This is a genomic window from Natronosporangium hydrolyticum, from assembly GCF_016925615.1.
GTDB classification, from domain to species: Bacteria; Actinomycetota; Actinomycetes; order Mycobacteriales; family Micromonosporaceae; genus Natronosporangium; species Natronosporangium hydrolyticum.
In genome coordinates, this window is the sequence record NZ_CP070499.1 from 191661 (window position 1) to 207996 (window position 16336).

Genomic DNA, 16336 nt, shown 5'->3' on the forward strand with positions numbered 1-16336 from the left:
AGGCCCTTGGCTGGACCGGGTCCTGCCGTAGCCGGGGTGCTACGCTCGTAGCATGTCTGTAGTAGCGTCGCGGGAACTTCGCAATGACACCGCTGGAGTCCTGCGCCGCGTCGCGGCCGGCGAAGAGGTCATCGTTACCGTGAGCGGTGAGCCGGTGGCGAAGTTGTCTCCGCTCGCGCCAGCGCGCCGACGTTGGCTGCCTCGGGCGGAGGTGGCGTCCCGGCTGCGGGGTGCCCAGGCTGACCCTGGGCTGCGGGACGACCTTGCCGAGCTCGCTGGCGACACCACCGATGATCTCGGCCCGATCCGGTGACGCCGGCTCGGGGCCTGCTGGATACCTCTGTCTTCATCGCCGCTGAGTCCGGACGTCCGCTAGCCGAAAACAGGCTGCCCGCCGAGTTGGCGACGACCGTGGTCACCCTGGCCGAGCTGCAGGCAGGGGTGCTAGCAGCCGGGAACGTCGAGACCAGGGCGCAACGGATGGCCACGCTCGACCTGCTCTCCGAGATCCAAGTCCTGCCGGTCGACCAGGCAGCTGGTCGCATGTGGGCGCAGCTTCGGGCCTATCTCGCTGCTGAGGGGCGACGGATTCGAGTGAACGACCTGTGGATCGCCGCCATCGCGGCGACGCGCGGACTCCCGGTCGTCACCCAGGATGACGACTTCGATGCGGTCGACGGGGTTGCGGGGGTTTCGGTCATCCGGGTCTGACCGCCCGGGCGGCACGCCAAATCCCCCTAAACCTCCGCCGACGCCATGGGGTCGCCGCGTAGGCGGCTAGACCTGCGGCGAGCAGGGCGACGCTAAGCAGGAGGCTCGGCACGTCATCGTGCGGTCGGGCGCTGAACTCCCACCACTGGTACTCGCCCTCTCCGCGGTATCCCCAGTAGATGAATCCGGCTGTGACCAAGCTCGGCAGGGTCCACGCTAGCCGCCAGCCGAGCAATGAGCCGGCAAGTAGGGCGAGGCCGCACCAACTGAGCCACGAGCGGCCCATAATTACTAGAATGGGCGGGTCCAAGGCGATCGATGTGATACCCAGGAAAGTGACCGCACAGCCGGTGGTCATCACGCCGACGTAGGTTCGCTGCGCTGCCCGGAATGGATGGGTGGCTGCAGACTCCAGATCGGCTAATCGGCTGTGCAAGGCGAGCACCGGGATCACGGCCGCCGCCATCGCCAGAAGTCGCCACATCGGAATGATGCCAGCGCCATCGGCTGCCGCCACCGGTACTGGGGCTTGGTGGTGACCGAGCCAGGCGGTGACCGTACCGAGCACCACGGTCGCGGCCAGCACGGACCGAGCCGGCCGCACCTTGGCGAACGCCATTCCAGAGGTCAGGGTCCCTAGGGCAGAGGCGAGAATTGCGCTACTCCTTGCGGCTCACGACAGCCTCCGCTCAGAGGTGCTGTTCTTCGGTAGGAAGCAGAGCCATGTAAGCGCGTTCCAGTTCGGTATGGCCTGGGAGGTCGTTGGTGCTGGTTGCGGCCAAGTCGGCCACGGCCCCGTCGAACTTGACACGTCCGCCATGCAGCACGATGACGCGGTCGCAGGTCGCGGCGATGTCGTCAATCAGATGTGTGCTGAGGACCACCACTGTGTCGTTGAGGCCAGCGACGATCTTTCGGAAGTGTAGTCGTTGTCGAGGGTCTAGGCCAACTGTGGGCTCGTCCAGTAGCACTAGTCTGGGACGACCGGCTACCGCCCAGGCAATACCCGCCCGCTGCCGCATACCACCAGAGAGCTTGCGCATTCTGGTTCGTCGCAGCGAAATGAGATCGACCATCTCCAACGCCTCGGAAACCGCTCTGCTCCGATCGCGGGCCGGCACGCCCCGTAGCCATGCTCCGTAGGTAACAAAGTCGACGACCCGCATGTGCGGGTCGAACCCGAACCTCTGTGGTAGGTAACCGATCTGGCTCCGTACCGTACGGGCGGCACGTTCACCATCGACTGCTCGTCCGTCGATGGTGACTGAACCGGATCGGGGTGGCACGATCGTCGCCAAGGTTCGCAGCAGAGTCGTCTTTCCAGCCCCGTTGGGACCAGCCAGCGCGGTAATCCCTGGCCGCAGCGACATGCTGAGTCGGTCCAACACCACTGTGCTTCCGTACCCCTGCGAAACTGCCTCAAGCACCGCGTTCATTTCCGATATCCCATCGTTAACAGAGCGGACCCAGCCTGGTCACTATAGGTTCGCGACGTTGTGGACTCGACTGCTCAGTCGGCGGATGGACAATAGTGGTCCAGCATCTCGTCAACTTCCCGTTCGGCCCACGCGAACTGCTCGGCGTTAGGCAGCTCGTCCACCAGGCTCCGACCCTCTGCCCATGCCTCCGCCACATCCGCTGGCGCGCTGGAAGAGTAGTCCGGTGACCCTCCGCCAGCGAGATAGGCGCGCAGCCACGCATCGAGCACATGGAGTCGGCGACGGTCCGCCTCCGACATCGCGTTCCAATCGCAGCCATCCCAGGTTGCACTCAGGATGGCTGACTGGATCGCACCGGTGTACGACCATGGGCTGCCCTCGATGATGTGGAATACCGGAGGGTGGTCCCCCGGCGTCGGCCGGATGACGCCCTCGCTGTCGACGTAGCGGGTTCGCACGACGCCTGATTCATTCATGCGAGCGGGGACCACCAGCACCTCAGGCAGGGCGTCGATACGGTCGTTGACCTCCTGAAGTAGCGGTATGTACTTCTCGTGCTCGGGCCAGACGCACAGCTGAGTCCTTTCACCGCTGACGCAGAGCGCCTCATCTCCGATTGGCTCCCGCTCCACGATGACCGTCGTGCCGGCCAGTGTGAATAGAAGCCCGAGCGCGGCCACTGCGGGTGCGGCTATCCGCCAAGCGTGCTGGCGAAGCCGGCCGAGCATACCCAACAAGGGCAACGTGGCCAGAAGCGCGACGACCACGACGAGCCGAATGGTCACTGCGGCCGGGTCTACGATCCGTTCGGGTGGGCCTCGTAACGCGGTGAGGACGAGACCAAGGTAGTCCTCGGCCACCACCACCAGGACCAACCATCCAACCACCGCGCCCAGCGCCGCGAAGACCGAGCCGAGCACCTTGCCGAGCATCCATCCCCACGCCGTCGCAAGCAACATCGCCACTAGGCCGAGTGCGAAGTAGCCAAGCCAGAGGTGCCACCCAGGAGGAGAGGCGGGGGCGGTGAAGGCGAAAGCGACGGCGTGACCGGTCAGGTACGGGATGAGGACGACGACCACGGTGGCGGCTAGCCGGTAGGCCTCGGTGGTGACTGGGTGAACCCGGGCCGCAGCGATCTGTTCAACGACCCGGTGTCGTCCCGGCGCCCCGGCTGCCCATGCGGCGGCACCGGCTCCTACCGCGCCGAGGAAGTAGGTTCCGACTTGGGCTGCGGCGCCGGTCTCTGGCCACACACCGATCCAAAATCGACTCCGGAAGAACAGCACGCCGAGGCTCAGAGCTATCAGTGCCGGAAGCCCCCAGCGGATCGGTGAGTTGCGCAGGTGCAACCAGAAGACGCTCACCGAGTGTACTCCTTCCGCAGTGACAGAACCCTGAGGCATTCCATGGCTAGGCTCCACGAGCCGCTAGAGTGTCGCTCTATTCGCAGTGAAAGATCCGGAACCGTTGCCGTATCAGAAGCTGCCAAGGAGTGTTGAGCTTCCCTACTGGCTGGATGGACTACGGGGAGCGCGGCGTAGCACCGCACTCCCCTATGGCCGCGACGCGGGTCAGCCTCGGTAGGAGATGTCTCCGTTGCTGGTGCCGTGGCGGCAATCTTCACCGCTCTCCCAGCCTGTGCCGCCCTGAGGCCGCCAGACGTCCATCTCCTTGTTTGACTGTGCAGTGCAGTCGATCGTCGACCGATATGTTCCCGCATAGGTGGCGCCATCGCCTGCGCAGTTCTGTGCCCAAGCGGTGCTCCACCACTCGGTGTAACAGTTGAACAGGGTGGGGGTCGTTCCCTGAGCCGCAGCCGGTGTAGCAGGACTGAGCGCTACCAGGCTCGACGCGAGCAGGCCTGCTACAGCTGCGTGTATGGCGATCCGTAGACCTCTACGGTGTGAGATACTGATAAGAGTACGCAATTTTCCTCCAGAGGCGTTGCGTATAGGGGGCGTCGGCGACTGCCAAGTTCGGGCGCCCCCTACCTAACTCTGCGTTATGTCTCATCACCGTAACAGTCGTTGTCGGGGGGGGGTCCCTATGGCGTTTGTCAAGTGAGGAACCCAGATGCGGGTTCGGCGAACGCCGGGCATCATGGTGGGTGTGCCTGACCTGTTATGGGATGACGTCAGGGAGTGGCTCGACCCCGAGGTGAACGGGACGCTGCCAGACGTGTGTGTGCCGAACACAACGCGCGCGGACTGGCAAGCGGTCGTTGAGCTTGTCCGCTCGAAGGGGTGGGCGTACGAGTACTCGGTGGACGGGCGGGTGCTGCGGCTGCCGCATCGGGTCGAGGACATGCTGGATTTGCGACATGGACACGGCGTGACGTTGAGGGTCTGGCCGTCGCCGGATGTTCTTGCGATCTTTCGACCGTACGATGGGCAGATCGACTTCGATGTTGATTTGCGGGAGTTGCAGGGACAGCAGCGGCTGGAGGTGTTGTGCCAGTTCATGCGGGCCATCGGACGCAGACTCGGCAAGCCGGTGGTTATGACGTCGGAGGGTGACACCGTGCCGTTGATCGGATACGACGTTCAAGTCAACCGGGTGGTCATGCTGGCAGGGCTCGTTCAGGCGGCCGCGACAGGATGAACTGACTTGGGCTGGAACGGAGTCTTGGTGCGCAGCATGGCATGGAGGACGTCGACGCGGCGTCGGGCCAGGCAGATCAGCGCGGCGTTGTGCTTCTTGCCTTCGGCCCGCTTGCGGTCGTAGTAGGCCCTGGACTCAGGATTGGCCAGAGCGGCGAACGCGGCTAAGAAGAACGCACGTTTGAGCTGCTTGTTGCCGCCCTTGGGTGGATGTTCACCCCGTATCGAGCTGCCCGAACGTCTGGTGACTGGGGCGAGGCCGGCGTAGGCGGCCAAGTGGCCGGGGGTGGGGAAGGCGCTGGCGTCGCCGACTTCGAGCAGGATGCGGGCGCCGGTCCTGACTCCGATGCCGGGCATCGAGGTCAGGACCTTGGCAAGAGGGTGGGCATCGAGCATCCCTTCGACCTCGGCCGCGGTCTGTTCGCGTTGCTTGAGGACGTCGCGTAGCGAGCTGGCCAGCCGGGGAAGGATGGTCTCGGCGGCGTGGCTGCCGGGCACGATCACGGTCTGTTCGTCAAGGGCGGCCAGGATCTGTGCGACGAGACGTTCGCCCATGCGTGGGGCATGGCGGGTGGCGATGGTGGTGAGCTTGCGGCGTCCGGCCTTGCGTAGCCCGGCCGGTCCGCCGCAGCGTGTCAGCAGTTCCAGTACTGCCGGGTGGGCGGCCTTCGGGCCGAGGACACGCTCGAGTGGAGGGTGGATCTGGGTGAGCAGGCCGCGGATGCGGTTGGAGATGCGGGTGGCCTCGCCGGCGAGGTCGTCGTCGTAGCCGATGAGCATTTCCAGCTCGGCCAGGGTGTCATCGCCGGTGTCGACTCGCCGCAGCGTGTGTGGCAGGGTCCGGGCCGCGTCGGCGATGACGTAGGCGTCGCGGGCGTCGGTCTTTGATGTGCCCGGGTGCAGGTCGGCGATGCGGCGCATGGCCAGCCCGGGCAGGTAGGCCACCTGGTGTCCGCCGGCGCGGGCTACCGCCACTGGCAGCGCGCCGATGGAGGCGGGCTGGTCGACCACCACCAGGATGCTGCCGTGGCGGGCGAGTTTGTCGTAGAGCGCCCGCAGTTTGGCTTCGTTGTTGGGAAGCGGTGCATCGTGGAGCCTGGCGCCGTCGCGGCTCAGCGCGACCGCGTGGTGTTCGCCTTTGCCGACGTCCAACCCCAGGAAGACCTCGTACTGGCCGTTCACTACCGGTGGCCCTCTCGCCTCGGTGCGGCCTCGGTCGCGGGTCTGGGCGTCGGACTGCCGGCAGCCACGTTACGAGGAGACCTACCCCGTGCGGGGTGGCCGGGTCCCTATCAGCGGTCGGCCGACGCCACCCGACCCGGCGACAACACCCCCCGGATCATGGCTACGACAGGGGCAGTAAGTCATACCGGGCCGGGCGACCGAGGAGTCCCCGGCTGGGGACGATCAAAAAGGTAACGGGGCAATCCAGAAGGGCCAGTCGCCACCCCCCGTAAATGTCCAGTGCGGATCGGCAGGGTTGCGCAGTCGCCCGACACTCAGCCGTGGGGGCGGTGGAGTAGGCCGACCGCGAGGTCGTGGACGGCGGCGAGGTCGGCCGGGTCGGCCAAGGTCACCCGGCCGCCGGTGACCACATACCACTCGTCGGCGTCGCGGTACTGCACCCGAACCGTAGCCAGGCCGTCGTCGGCCAGCTCGGTGCGCAGGGTGAGGTCACCGGTGACCACTCCGACCTCGTCGGTCATCACCCCGCCCGGGCCGGCGGTGATGTCGCTGCTCCGGGGCTCCACGGTGGCCTCCTCAGTCGCAGGTGTCCAGCATGTCCGAGAGCGCGTCGTGTTCTTCTTCGGTCACCCACAGCTCCCAATGGTGTTTTACCACGATCCAGTCGTAGGCATATTGGCAGTGGAAGCCGCGGACCGGTTGCCACTGGGAGGGGTCCTGGTCGCCCTTGGCCCGGTTGGAGCTGGCCGAGACCGCGATCAGCTGCGGAGTGTCGAGGTCGTTGGCGAAGTCGGCCCGGTCGTCGTCGTCCCAGTCGGCGGCCCCGGTGCGCCAGGCGTTGGCGAGCGGGACCATGTGGTCGATGTCGATGTCGCTGGGGTCGTCGAGGGTGACGTCGTCGAACGGGCTGTGCCAGACGCCGCTGACCACCCGGCAGTCCTCGTCCCTGGTCTCGATCTCCTCGCCGTCGCGGGCCAGCACCGTCTGCCGGGCGTCGCAGCCGTCGATGGTGCGCCAGTGGGAGAACCGGTCCCGGCTGTAGCCGCTGGTGGTGTCCCACTCGTCCACGGTCAACTCGGAGAGGAGTTCCCGGGCCTCGTCGACGTCGACGTCCCCGCTGGACCCGCCGCCGCTGTCGCTGTCGCTGTCCGAGTCATCTTCCGAGTCGTCGTCCCCATCGCTGGAGCTGTCGCCGCCGTTGTCGGACTCCGAGGCTTCCACGTCCGGTAGGACATCCTCGAGCAGGTCGCTGGTGCCGAGGTAGCCGCCGAGGACGATGGCGGCGACCGCCGCCACCACCAGGCCGAGTCGCCGCTGCTGCTTGCGGGTCAACGTCCGACGGCTACGGCGCGAAGTGGAACGCTTACGAGACTTGGACTTCCGGGTACGGGCCACGCCCGTACCCTAGATCACCTGGGCCGATCCGGCGAGCCGCGGCGAGCAGCTGGGTCTGCTATGGGCGGGCCGACCACGGGTGGATTTGGCCGACCACGTACGGGTCGGCGGTGGGGTCGTCCACCGCCGCCAGTGCACCGCCGCCGATCTCACCGTCGGTGAGCCATCGTGCCCGTCCACCCTCGACCCGGTAGCCGAGGATCACTCGTTGATAACGCAGGGTCCGATCGGCAATCAGTTCTGGGTTGCCGAGGTCGGTCGGGTCCTGGCTGGCACTACTGAGCACATGCATTAACCGGCCACTCGGAGCCAGCGCCTTCACTACCGCCGGCAGCGCGCGTGGCGCCCCGCTGTGGATCCAGCACAGCGCCAGCGTCGCCAGCCCCCGCGCCTCGACCGCGGCGGCGAGCGTAGCCTCGAACTCCGTTGCCCGGTAGTCGGCCGGCAACGGAAGCAGGCGCGGATCGTCGCCGGTGGTGGCCTGCAATCGGCGCTCGGTGCGAGCCACCACCGTGACGGTCCAGCCACGATCAGCCAGGCCTCGGCAGGCGCCAGCAAGCATCCCACTGGCGCCGACCGCGATCGCGTGACCCGCTCCTGCCATCCGCTCGCCTCCGCTCTTGCGCCGGGAGCCGAGTGTGCAACGTCAAGCCCGCTTCAGGTCAAGCCCTCAGCACGCCATTCTGCGCGGGTCAGCGGCGGGCGCGGTTGACCGCGCTCGCCACCGCGTCCAGCGAGGCGGTGACGATGTTGGCGTCGATCCCGACCCCCCACGCCGATTCACCATCCACATCGCACTCAACGTACGCGGCGGCGCGGGCATCGCCACCGGCGGCCAGCGCGTGTTCGGCGTAGTCGAGCACCCGCACCCGTACCCCGAACTCGGCCAGCGCGTAGGTGAAGGCGTCGATCGGGCCGTTGCCGACACCGGTGAGCTCCCGCCGGTCGCCGTCCAGGTCCACTGTGATCGAAAGCTCCACCTTGCCGTCGATGCTGGTGCTTTCGTAGCGGCTCACCGTCAGCTTCGGCTCCCGCTGCTCGGCGACGAGGTACTCGCCGGCGAAGATGCCCCACATCCGCTCCGGCGCGACCTCCCCGCCGACCGAGTCGGTGTGTTGCTGGATCACCCCGGAGAGTTCGATCTGCAGCCGGCGCGGCAGGTCGAGGTGGTGCTCCTCCTTCATCACGTACGCCACCCCGCCCTTGCCGGACTGGGAGTTGACCCGGATCACCGCTTCGTAGCTGCGGCCCAGGTCGTGCGGGTCGATCGGCAGGTAGGGCACGCCCCACTGGTGCTGCGCCACCGGCACCCCGACCGCCGCGGCGTCGCGTTCCAGCGCCGCGAAGCCCTTCTTGATCGCGTCCTGGTGGGAGCCGGAGAAAGCGGTGTAGACCAGATCTCCGGCGTACGGGTGGCGTTCATGCACCGGTAGCTGGTTGCAGTACTCCACCGCCCGCTTGATCTCGTCGATCTCCGAGAAGTCGATCTGCGGGTCGATGCCCTGCGAGAACAGGTTCAGCCCCAGCGTCACCAGGTCGACGTTGCCGGTGCGCTCGCCGTTGCCGAACAGGCAGCCCTCGATCCGGTCAGCGCCGGCGAGCAGCCCCAGCTCGGCGGCGGCCACGCCGGTGCCGCGGTCGTTGTGCGGGTGCAGCGAGAGCACCAGCGAGTCTCGGCGGGGCAGCTGCCGGTGCATCCACTCGATCGAGTCCGCGTAGACGTTCGGGGTGGCCATCTCCACCGTCGCCGGCAGGTTGAGGATCAACGGCCGCTCCGGGGTCGGGTCGATCACGTCGACCACCGCGGCGCAGATCTCCAGCGCATACTCCAGCTCGGTGCCGGTGTACGACTCGGGGGAGTACTCGTAGAAGATGTCGGTGCCCGGGGTGTGGATCTCGGCGTACTTCTGGCACAGCCGGGCCCCGTCGGTGGCGATCGCGGTGATCCCGGGCCGGTCCAGCCCGAAGACCACCCGTCGCTGCAGCACCGAGGTGGAGTTGTAGAAGTGCACGATCGCCCGGTGGACCCCGCGCAGCGACTGGAAGGTGCGGTCGATCAGGTGCTCCCGGCACTGGGTGAGCACCTGGATGGTGACGTCGTCCGGGATCAGGTCTTCCTCGATCAGCTGCCGGACGAACTGGAAGTCGGTCTCGCTCGCCGACGGGAAGCCGACCTCGATCTCCTTATAGCCCATGCGGACCAGCAGCTGGAACATGCGCCGTTTGCGCTCGGGGGACATCGGGTCGATCAGCGCCTGGTTGCCGTCGCGGAGGTCGACCGCGCACCAGCGGGGGGCGGCCTCGATCCGGCGGGTCGGCCAGCGACGGTCGGGCAGGTCGGTCGGAAAGGCGAGATGATACGGCTGGTACCGCTGGTACGGCATGGGGCTGGGGCGTTGCTGGGCGATCGGGTTGGCGGCGGCCGGTCGGGCCTCGGCGGCGGGGTCGGATGCGTGCGGCATCGAAAAGCTCCTCAGCGTGGTCATGTGGGAAGAAGGTCGGGAGTCGGACTCGACCGGCGCTAGGCGAGCTGCGCGCGCGAACACCGCGACGAGGTGCCGGCCGCTGGGGCCTCGTCGCGGCGAGCAAGAAGCAGTGCCTGCCACATGACGCTGTTCACTCTACGACGTCGAGGGCCTGATGGCCCGCGTCGTTCGGATGTTGGGACGTCGGGTGGGGAAGCTCACACCTCAGCGGAGCAGTAGGGTCGCTGCCCGGTGCCGCTCCCGCGGCGCCGACTCCCGCTGCTGGAGATCCTCCGGCAGCGTCGCCGGGTCGCCGAGCCGGCCGATCGCGACCACCACCTTCGCCACCACCTGCTCCGGCAGGGCCAGCTCCCGGTGCAGCGCCGCAGCGTCGAACCCGGCCATCTGGTGCAGATACAGCCCGAGCGCGGTCGCCTGCACCGTCAAGTGGGCGACCGACTGCCCCAGGTCGTACGCGGCGTGCCGCAGCTCCTGCCCGGTGTCGGAGTGGGTGAGGTGCGCCCCGACCAGCAGCACCGCCGCCCGACCCGCCCACCGCTGGTTGCCCTCGGCCAGGCTGGTGAAGATCAGTTTGTGGGTGTCGCTGTCTCGCCGGCCGACCACGAACCGCCACGGCTGGCTATTGGAGCTGGAGGGGGCCCAGCGGGCGGCCTCCAGCAGGGTGGCGAGCTCCTGCGAGGTCACGTCGGCGGTCGGGTCGAAGGCTCGGGGGCTGCGCCGGTGCCCCAACAGCGGTTCGAGCGGGAGCGCGGCCGGGTCAGCAGAGGCGTGCGACATACCGCCAATGGTGCCAGAGCGCTCCCGCTATCCCGAGGGGGCGGGCGCGGGGGTGCCCGCCGGTGCTGGCGTGCCGGTGGCCGGCGGGGTGGGGGCCGGCGCGGTGGGGGCCGGGTCGCCCGGCACCACCGGGGCGGGCAGGTCGATGGTCTCGGGGGCGGCGCTGGTGTCGGTGAGGGTCAGCGTGCCCACCTCCGACTCGGCGTAGGTGAGCGTGCCGTCCGCCCGGTAGCAGTAGACGCCCGCCGCCACCGGCGGCGCCAGCGAGGCCGAGCTCGGCGTCACCGCGAAGCAGTCACCACCGTCCGCGCCCGCCTCGGGGCCCGGCACGGTGACCACCGCCACCGCCGCCGCCCGGTCCACGAAGACATCCAGCCATCGGGTGAACACATGCTGGACCCGGGGATCCGACTCCGGCGGGATGGTGGCCACCGCCACACAGCCGGGGCCGGCGACCGTGGTCGCCTGCAGGGTGCAGTGGTAGAGCTCGTCGTCGAGCGCAGCGATCGCCACGTCAGCCGCACCACCGAGGGCACCGCCGGGGACATCCACCCGCCAGTCGCCCGCGCCGGTACGGATCGCCAGCACCCGCCGGTCGAGCTGCTCCGGCACCGCGTAGGTGTAGGCGTGCACCGCCGCCAGATCCTTCGCCGCCGCGGCCCGGCTCGCCAGCTCGGCGCGGGCAGAGTCGGGCGGCTGCGGGGCTTCGAGGGTGGTCGGCGGCGGGGAGACGGCGTGGTCTGCGGGCGAGCCGCAGCCGGTGACCAGCACCGACAGGGCCAGCGCCCACCCGATTCGGCGGTTGCGCACCCGGCCATTCTTCCGTGGTGATCACCTGCTGGGAGGCGGTGACACGCGGAACACACCCCGCAGCCGGCCGGTAGGCTATGCAGCGTTTGAGCACCAGCGAGAGAAAGGGGGTCGCCGTGGGTCTGGTCGTGCAGAAGTACGGTGGCTCCTCGGTCGCCGACGCGGAGCGGATCAAGCGGGTGGCCGAGCGGATCGTCGCCACCCGGAAGGCCGGCGACGATGTCGTCGCGGTCGTGTCGGCGATGGGTGACACCACCGACGAGTTGATCGATCTGGCGAACCAGGTCAGCCCGGTGCCGCCCGGTCGGGAGCTGGACATGCTCCTCACCGCCGGTGAGCGGATCTCGATGGCGCTGCTGGCGATGGCGATCCACAACCTCGGCTTCGAGGCCCGTTCCTACACCGGCAGCCAGGCGGGCGTGATCACCACGTCGGTGCACGGGCGGGCGCGGATCATCGACGTGACCCCCGGTCGGCTCCGCGGGGCGCTGGACGAGGGCGCGGTGGTGATCGTCGCCGGCTTCCAGGGGGTGGCGCAGGACACCAAGGACGTCACCACGCTGGGTCGGGGCGGGTCGGACGCGACCGCGGCGGCGTTGGCGGCGGCGTTGCAGGCCGATGTCTGTGAGATCTACACCGATGTGGACGGGGTTTTCACCGCCGACCCGCGGATCGTCTCCAACGCCCGGATGGTCAAACAGATCACCTACGAGGAGACGTTGGAGCTCGCCGCCTGCGGCGCGAAGGTGCTGATGCCGCGCTGCGTCGAGTATGCCCGGCGGTATGCCGTGCCGATCCACGTCCGCTCGTCGTACACGCTCAAGTCCGGCAGCATGGTTACCGGCTCGATGGAGGATCTACCCGTGGAACAGGCCCTGATCACCGGTGTCGCACACGACCGGGGCGAAGCCAAGATCACGATCGTGGGGGTGCCGGACGAGCCCGGCGAGGCGGCCCGGATCTTCGAGACGGTGGCCGGCGCGGAGATCAACCTCGACATGATCGTGCAGAACGTCTCCACCGTCACCACCGACCCGGATAGCTCCCGCCGGCTCACCGACATCTCGTTCACCCTGCCGCAGAGCGACGGGCCGACCGCGATGACCGCGCTGGCGCGGATCCAGGAGAAGGTCGGTTTCCGGGACCTGCTCTACGACGACCACGTCGGCAAGGTCTCGCTGGTCGGCGCGGGGATGCGCTCCCACCCGGGGGTGGCGGCGACCTTCTTCGCCGCGCTCGGCGAGGCGGGGGTAAACATCGAGATGATCTCGACCTCGGAGATCCGGGTCTCGGTGGTCTGCCGCGACACCGACCTGGACGCCGCGGTCCGCGCCGTGCATGCGGCGTTCGAGTTGGGCGGCGACGAAGAGGCGGTCGTCTACGCCGGGACAGGGAGGTAGCACCATGGGGAATCAGCTGCCCACGCTCGCCGTCGTCGGGGCCACCGGCGCGGTCGGCACGGTCATGTGCGAGCTGTTGTCGTCGCGTAAGAACGTCTGGGGTGAGATCCGGCTCGTCGCCTCCCCCCGCTCGGCCGGCAAGCAGATCGTGGTCCGCGGTGAGGAGCTCACCGTGGTGCCGCTGGCCCCCGACGTCTTCGACGGCGTCGACGTGGCCCTGTTCGACGTGCCCGACGAGGTCTCCGCCGAGTGGGCGCCGGTGGCGGCGGCGGCCGGTGCGGTCGCGGTCGACAACTCCGGCGCGTTCCGGATGGACCCGGACGTGCCGCTGGTGGTCCCCGAGATCAACCCCGAGCAGGCGCGGAACCGGCCGAAGGGGATCATCGCCAACGCCAACTGCACCACGCTCACCATGATCGTGGCGATCGCCCCGCTGCACCGGGAGTACGGGCTGCGGGAGCTGGTCGTCGCGTCGTACCAAGCGGTCTCCGGCTCCGGGCAGGTCGGTGTGGACACGCTGCACGAGCAGCTGGGCAAGGCCGCCGGCAACTACACGCTCGGCGCCCGCTCCGGCAACATCCGGCAGGCGGTCGGCGACGAGCTCGGCCCCTTCCCGGCCCCGATCGTGTGCAACGTGGTGCCGTGGGCCGGGTCGCTCAAGGACGCCGGCTGGTCCTCCGAGGAGACCAAGATCCGCAACGAGTCCCGCAAGATCCTGGGGCTGCCGGACCTGAAGGTCTCCGCCACCTGCGTCCGCGTGCCGGTGGTGACCGGCCACTCGAGCGCGGTCCACGCCGTCTTCGGCACCGAAGTGGAGGCGGACGCCGCCCGGGAGCTGCTGCGGCACGCCCCCGGCGTGATCGTCGTCGACGACCCGGCAGCGGGCGAGTTCCCGATGCCGATCGACGCGGTCGGCACCGACCCGGCCTGGGTGGGCCGAATCCGCCGCTCGCTCGACGATCCGCGGGCCCTGGACTTCTTCGTCACCGGCGACAACCTCCGTAAGGGGGCGGCGCTGAACACCGCCCAGATCGGAGAGTTGCTCGCCCCGGAACTCGCCCGCGGCTGAGACTCGTGTGCCGCCTGCCTGTCGGCGGCTGAGACTCGTGAGCCGCCTGCCTGTCGGCGGCTGAGATCGGTCGGCTGTCAGCCGTCAGCTGGCGGCCGGCCGGTCGGCGGCTCCTCGGGTCGCGGGGCGCGCCCCTGCTCCTTCTCCCACCGGGATAGCTGCTGGTTCAGCGCCTTCATGATCTCGAAGATCTGCTCCGGCCGCAGCCGCACCCGGGCGACCATCCGGGCCGGGACATTCAGGACCTGCTTGCCGTCCGCCTCGACCACCTGCGGCGGGCTGGTGTGCACCGAAAAATCGAGCACGAACTGATGCGGCTGGTGCCACACGCTCACGAAGTCCGCGTACACCCCGGACTCGATGTCGGGGCTGGTGCTCAAGCTCAGGCGACGGGGCATCGACGGTTGGGGCTGGCTGGGCTCGCTCATAGTCAGTCAGGCTACCCGGGAACACCCCCTCGCCGGAGCCGGCGACGGCACCCACCGCGGATGTTGGTCACCGCGCTGCGGCGCACCCCTGCGGCGCCGGACCCCCTGCCGGCAGCCAACCCCCCGCCTGTGCGGCGCTGTTCCACGTCGCTGCGGTGGGTGCCGTCGCCAATAGCGTCCTCCCAGGCCCGGTGGTCCGCCATGGACGAACGTCTCGAACCTGCCCGACGTACGGTCTGAGGGCCTCAGCCACCTCGGAAAACGGGCTCCGGCGACAGGTATCAAGCCGACCGGCAACGGGTACGGGCGGGGAAGGTCGAGCTGAGGAGGCGGGGGAATGGCCACCGACACGATGGTGTCGATCCCAGTGGGCGAGGTACGGATCGACGCGGACCTGGTGATGCCGGAGTCACCCCGGGGGGTGGTGCTCTTCGCCCACGGCTCCGGAAGCTCTCGGCACAGCCCACGTAATCGCCGGGTCGCCGGATACCTGCAGGAACAGGGGTTCGGGACGGTCATGGCGGACCTGCTCACCCCGGACGAGGAAGAGTTCGACGCGCGCGGTGGCGAGCTTCGCTTCGACATCGGGTTGCTGGGGGCCCGGATGGTGGCGGTCGTCGACTGGGCGATCACCGCGGAGCCCACCCGGCACCGGATGGTCGGGCTCTTTGGCGCCAGCACCGGCGCCGCTGCGGCGCTGGTCGCGGCGGCCGAGCGGGACAGCGTCGTCCAGGCGGTGGTGTCCCGCGGCGGCCGCCCGGACCTCGCCGGTGAAGCCGCCCTGCTGCAGGTCCGGGCGCCGACGCTGCTGATCGTCGGGGGTAGCGACCCGCAGGTGTGGGTGCTCAACCAGGAGGCGGCGGCCCGGATCAGCGCCCCGTGTGAGCTGCATGTGGTGGCGGGCGCCGGGCACCTGTTCGAGGAGCCGGGCGCGTTGGCGGAGGTCTCCGAGCACGCCGCCCAGTGGTTCGCCGACCACCTCGGCTGACCGCTTAGCTTGGCTGACCGCTTAGCTTGGCTGACCGCTTAGCTTGGCTGACTGCTCAGCGAAGCTGGGCGGTCAGGCCGCGGCGGCCGGCGGACTCGGCCGAGGTGCGCGGGCGAGGCTGGTGGACCGACTCCGACCACCGCACCACCGCGACCGGGCAGTGGGCGTGCTGGATCAGGTGACCGGCGGTGGGGCCGATCGGCCCGGCCCCCGCTCCCCGGTGCCCATGCGCGCCGACCACGACCAGCTGCGCCTGGGTCGAGGCGGAGATCAGCGTCGGGGCGGGCGCGCCCGACCAGCACCGAAGCTCGGTGTCGACCGCTGGATACCGGTCGGCCCAGGATTGCAACAGCTGCTCGGCGAGGCGGCGCTGTTCGGTTTCGTGCCCGCGCGGCGGGTGGGCGGGCGAACTGTCGGGTCGGCGCGGCACCGGCGGTGGCTGGCAGGCCCGGGCCGCCACCACACCGATCTGGTGGGCGGCGGCGTACTCGTAGGCGAACCGGATCGCGACCGATGAGTCGGGGGAGTCGTCCACGCCGACCACCACCGGACGCGGCGCTGGGGCGCAGCCGCGGACGACCACCACCGGGCAGCGGGCGCGGGCGGTCAGCTCGGTCGCCACCGAACCGGCCCGGAGCTCCGGGAAGCCACCCAGGCCGCGGTCCCCGAGCACCAACAGCTGCGCCTGCTCGGAGAGCCCGCGGAGGTGCGGAACCACCAGACCGTCGATGACGGTTCCGGTGAGCGGCACTGCTGGATGGCGGGCCTGGGCTTCGCCGACCACCTCGGCGACCGCCGCCTCCGCCTCCCGCCGGGCGGAGCGGTCCGGCCAGGTCGAGCCCGCCGGGACCGGCCCGGGGGAGATCCCCCACTCGTAGACGTAGATCAGCGCCACCGGGGCGCGGCGGCGTTCCGCCTCTCGAAGCGCCCAGCCCAGCGCCGCCCGAGCGTTCCGGGAACCGTCGTACCCCACCAGCACCGCTGGCGCCTGCCCGCTCTCCCCGCTCGGCAACCGCATGGTTCCAGCCTCCCCAATCGGGGGCATATA

The 16336-nt window shown here is 69.2% G+C and carries 17 protein-coding genes and 1 pseudogene; 6 read left to right on the forward strand and 12 right to left on the reverse strand.

Going from position 1 to position 16336, the window contains the following annotated elements; translation table 11 throughout:
- The first annotated feature begins 52 nt into the window (after window positions 1-52).
- Together JQS43_RS00945 and JQS43_RS00950 are read left to right on the forward strand one after the other, a co-directional pair.
- Window positions 53-313, forward strand: coding sequence for a type II toxin-antitoxin system Phd/YefM family antitoxin (locus tag JQS43_RS00945; RefSeq protein WP_239677155.1), 261 nt, complete (start codon window positions 53-55; stop codon window positions 311-313).
- Window positions 310-711 carry a type II toxin-antitoxin system VapC family toxin gene (locus JQS43_RS00950; protein ID WP_239677156.1) on the forward strand — a complete coding sequence of 134 codons (402 nt, stop codon included), beginning with the start codon at window positions 310-312 and terminating at the stop codon, window positions 709-711. Before JQS43_RS00945 ends, JQS43_RS00950 begins: the two co-directional genes overlap by 4 nt.
- Here the strand turns inward: JQS43_RS00950 and JQS43_RS00955 are convergent.
- From JQS43_RS00955 to JQS43_RS00965, 3 genes are all read right to left on the reverse strand, one after another.
- Window positions 698-1330 (reverse strand): hypothetical protein, encoded by a 633-nt coding sequence (locus JQS43_RS00955; protein ID WP_239677157.1) that lies wholly within the window; start codon window positions 1328-1330, stop codon window positions 698-700. The genes JQS43_RS00950 and JQS43_RS00955 overlap by 14 nt on opposite strands.
- 70 nt (window positions 1331-1400) lie before the next feature.
- Entirely contained in the window at window positions 1401-2147 is a 747-nt protein-coding gene (locus tag JQS43_RS00960) for an ATP-binding cassette domain-containing protein (RefSeq protein ID WP_275580992.1), read from the reverse strand.
- 74 nt (window positions 2148-2221) lie between these two features.
- The gene (locus tag JQS43_RS00965; protein WP_239677158.1) at window positions 2222-3514 is read right to left on the reverse strand and encodes a hypothetical protein; all 1293 of its coding nucleotides are present in this window, start codon (window positions 3512-3514) and stop codon (window positions 2222-2224) included.
- A 736-nt stretch (window positions 3515-4250) separates the two neighbouring features.
- Between JQS43_RS00965 and JQS43_RS00970 the strand changes: the two genes are divergently transcribed.
- Window positions 4251-4751, forward strand: coding sequence for a hypothetical protein (locus JQS43_RS00970; RefSeq protein WP_338037170.1), 501 nt, complete (start codon window positions 4251-4253; stop codon window positions 4749-4751).
- On the opposite strand, the gene JQS43_RS00975 is transcribed toward JQS43_RS00970, so the two are convergent.
- The 7 genes and pseudogenes from JQS43_RS00975 to JQS43_RS01005 all read right to left on the reverse strand — a co-directional run bounded on the left by JQS43_RS00975 (window position 4730) and on the right by JQS43_RS01005 (window position 11403).
- Window positions 4730-5932, reverse strand: coding sequence for an IS110 family RNA-guided transposase (locus JQS43_RS00975; protein WP_239677160.1), 1203 nt, complete (start codon window positions 5930-5932; stop codon window positions 4730-4732). The two genes, JQS43_RS00970 and JQS43_RS00975, sit on opposite strands and share 22 nt — an antisense overlap.
- Before the next feature lie 317 nt (window positions 5933-6249).
- Window positions 6250-6489, reverse strand: a pseudogene (locus JQS43_RS00980) (hypothetical protein); the annotation flags it as partial.
- 22 nt (window positions 6490-6511) lie between these two features.
- On the reverse strand, window positions 6512-7330 hold the full coding sequence (locus JQS43_RS00985; protein ID WP_239677162.1) for a GmrSD restriction endonuclease domain-containing protein: 819 nt from the start codon (window positions 7328-7330) through the stop codon (window positions 6512-6514).
- A 58-nt stretch (window positions 7331-7388) separates the two neighbouring features.
- Entirely contained in the window at window positions 7389-7934 is a 546-nt protein-coding gene (locus JQS43_RS00990) for a Rossmann-fold NAD(P)-binding domain-containing protein (protein ID WP_239677163.1), read from the reverse strand.
- An 88-nt stretch (window positions 7935-8022) separates the two neighbouring features.
- The gene (leuA, locus tag JQS43_RS00995) at window positions 8023-9792 is read right to left on the reverse strand and encodes a 2-isopropylmalate synthase (protein WP_239677164.1); all 1770 of its coding nucleotides are present in this window, start codon (window positions 9790-9792) and stop codon (window positions 8023-8025) included.
- 228 nt (window positions 9793-10020) lie between these two features.
- Complete coding sequence (locus JQS43_RS01000; protein WP_239677165.1) at window positions 10021-10593, reverse strand: nitroreductase family protein; 573 nt, start codon at window positions 10591-10593, stop codon at window positions 10021-10023.
- A gap of 27 nt (window positions 10594-10620) precedes the next feature.
- The gene (locus JQS43_RS01005; RefSeq protein ID WP_239677166.1) at window positions 10621-11403 is read right to left on the reverse strand and encodes a hypothetical protein; all 783 of its coding nucleotides are present in this window, start codon (window positions 11401-11403) and stop codon (window positions 10621-10623) included.
- 116 nt (window positions 11404-11519) lie between these two features.
- Here JQS43_RS01005 and JQS43_RS01010 point away from each other — a divergent pair, with 116 nt between their 5' ends.
- Both JQS43_RS01010 and JQS43_RS01015 read left to right on the forward strand, forming a co-directional pair.
- Window positions 11520-12803 carry an aspartate kinase gene (locus JQS43_RS01010; RefSeq protein WP_239677167.1) on the forward strand — a complete coding sequence of 428 codons (1284 nt, stop codon included), beginning with the start codon at window positions 11520-11522 and terminating at the stop codon, window positions 12801-12803.
- Between the two features lie 4 nt (window positions 12804-12807).
- Window positions 12808-13872 (forward strand): aspartate-semialdehyde dehydrogenase, encoded by a 1065-nt coding sequence (locus tag JQS43_RS01015; RefSeq protein WP_239677168.1) that lies wholly within the window; start codon window positions 12808-12810, stop codon window positions 13870-13872.
- Window positions 13873-13949: 77 nt separating this feature from the next.
- Here JQS43_RS01015 and JQS43_RS01020 read toward each other — a convergent pair whose 3' ends face one another.
- Window positions 13950-14300, reverse strand: coding sequence for a DUF3467 domain-containing protein (locus tag JQS43_RS01020; protein ID WP_239677169.1), 351 nt, complete (start codon window positions 14298-14300; stop codon window positions 13950-13952).
- 337 nt (window positions 14301-14637) lie between these two features.
- Between JQS43_RS01020 and JQS43_RS01025 the strand changes: the two genes are divergently transcribed.
- Window positions 14638-15288 (forward strand): dienelactone hydrolase family protein, encoded by a 651-nt coding sequence (locus JQS43_RS01025; protein ID WP_239677170.1) that lies wholly within the window; start codon window positions 14638-14640, stop codon window positions 15286-15288.
- A gap of 55 nt (window positions 15289-15343) precedes the next feature.
- Here JQS43_RS01025 and JQS43_RS01030 read toward each other — a convergent pair whose 3' ends face one another.
- Window positions 15344-16306 (reverse strand): universal stress protein, encoded by a 963-nt coding sequence (locus JQS43_RS01030; RefSeq protein ID WP_239677171.1) that lies wholly within the window; start codon window positions 16304-16306, stop codon window positions 15344-15346.
- Between the last annotated feature and the right edge of the window lie 30 nt (window positions 16307-16336).

What these genes read in the sequence shown, in the direction of transcription:
- JQS43_RS00970 (WP_338037170.1), top strand. Translation starts at nt 4,251, where the DNA reads ATGGTGGGTGTGCCTGACCTGTTATGGGATGACGTCAGGGAGTGGCTC.
- JQS43_RS00990 (WP_239677163.1), bottom strand. Translation starts at nt 7,934, where the DNA reads ATGGCAGGAGCGGGTCACGCGATCGCGGTCGGCGCCAGTGGGATGCTT.
- JQS43_RS01020 (WP_239677169.1), bottom strand. Translation starts at nt 14,300, where the DNA reads ATGAGCGAGCCCAGCCAGCCCCAACCGTCGATGCCCCGTCGCCTGAGC.
- JQS43_RS00955 (WP_239677157.1), bottom strand. Translation starts at nt 1,330, where the DNA reads ATGGCGTTCGCCAAGGTGCGGCCGGCTCGGTCCGTGCTGGCCGCGACC.
- JQS43_RS01030 (WP_239677171.1), bottom strand. Translation starts at nt 16,306, where the DNA reads ATGCGGTTGCCGAGCGGGGAGAGCGGGCAGGCGCCAGCGGTGCTGGTG.
- JQS43_RS01025 (WP_239677170.1), top strand. Translation starts at nt 14,638, where the DNA reads ATGGCCACCGACACGATGGTGTCGATCCCAGTGGGCGAGGTACGGATC.
- JQS43_RS01015 (WP_239677168.1), top strand. Translation starts at nt 12,808, where the DNA reads ATGGGGAATCAGCTGCCCACGCTCGCCGTCGTCGGGGCCACCGGCGCG.
- JQS43_RS00960 (WP_275580992.1), bottom strand. Translation starts at nt 2,147, where the DNA reads ATGAACGCGGTGCTTGAGGCAGTTTCGCAGGGGTACGGAAGCACAGTG.
- leuA (WP_239677164.1), bottom strand. Translation starts at nt 9,792, where the DNA reads ATGCCGCACGCATCCGACCCCGCCGCCGAGGCCCGACCGGCCGCCGCC.
- JQS43_RS01000 (WP_239677165.1), bottom strand. Translation starts at nt 10,593, where the DNA reads ATGTCGCACGCCTCTGCTGACCCGGCCGCGCTCCCGCTCGAACCGCTG.
- JQS43_RS00945 (WP_239677155.1), top strand. Translation starts at nt 53, where the DNA reads ATGTCTGTAGTAGCGTCGCGGGAACTTCGCAATGACACCGCTGGAGTC.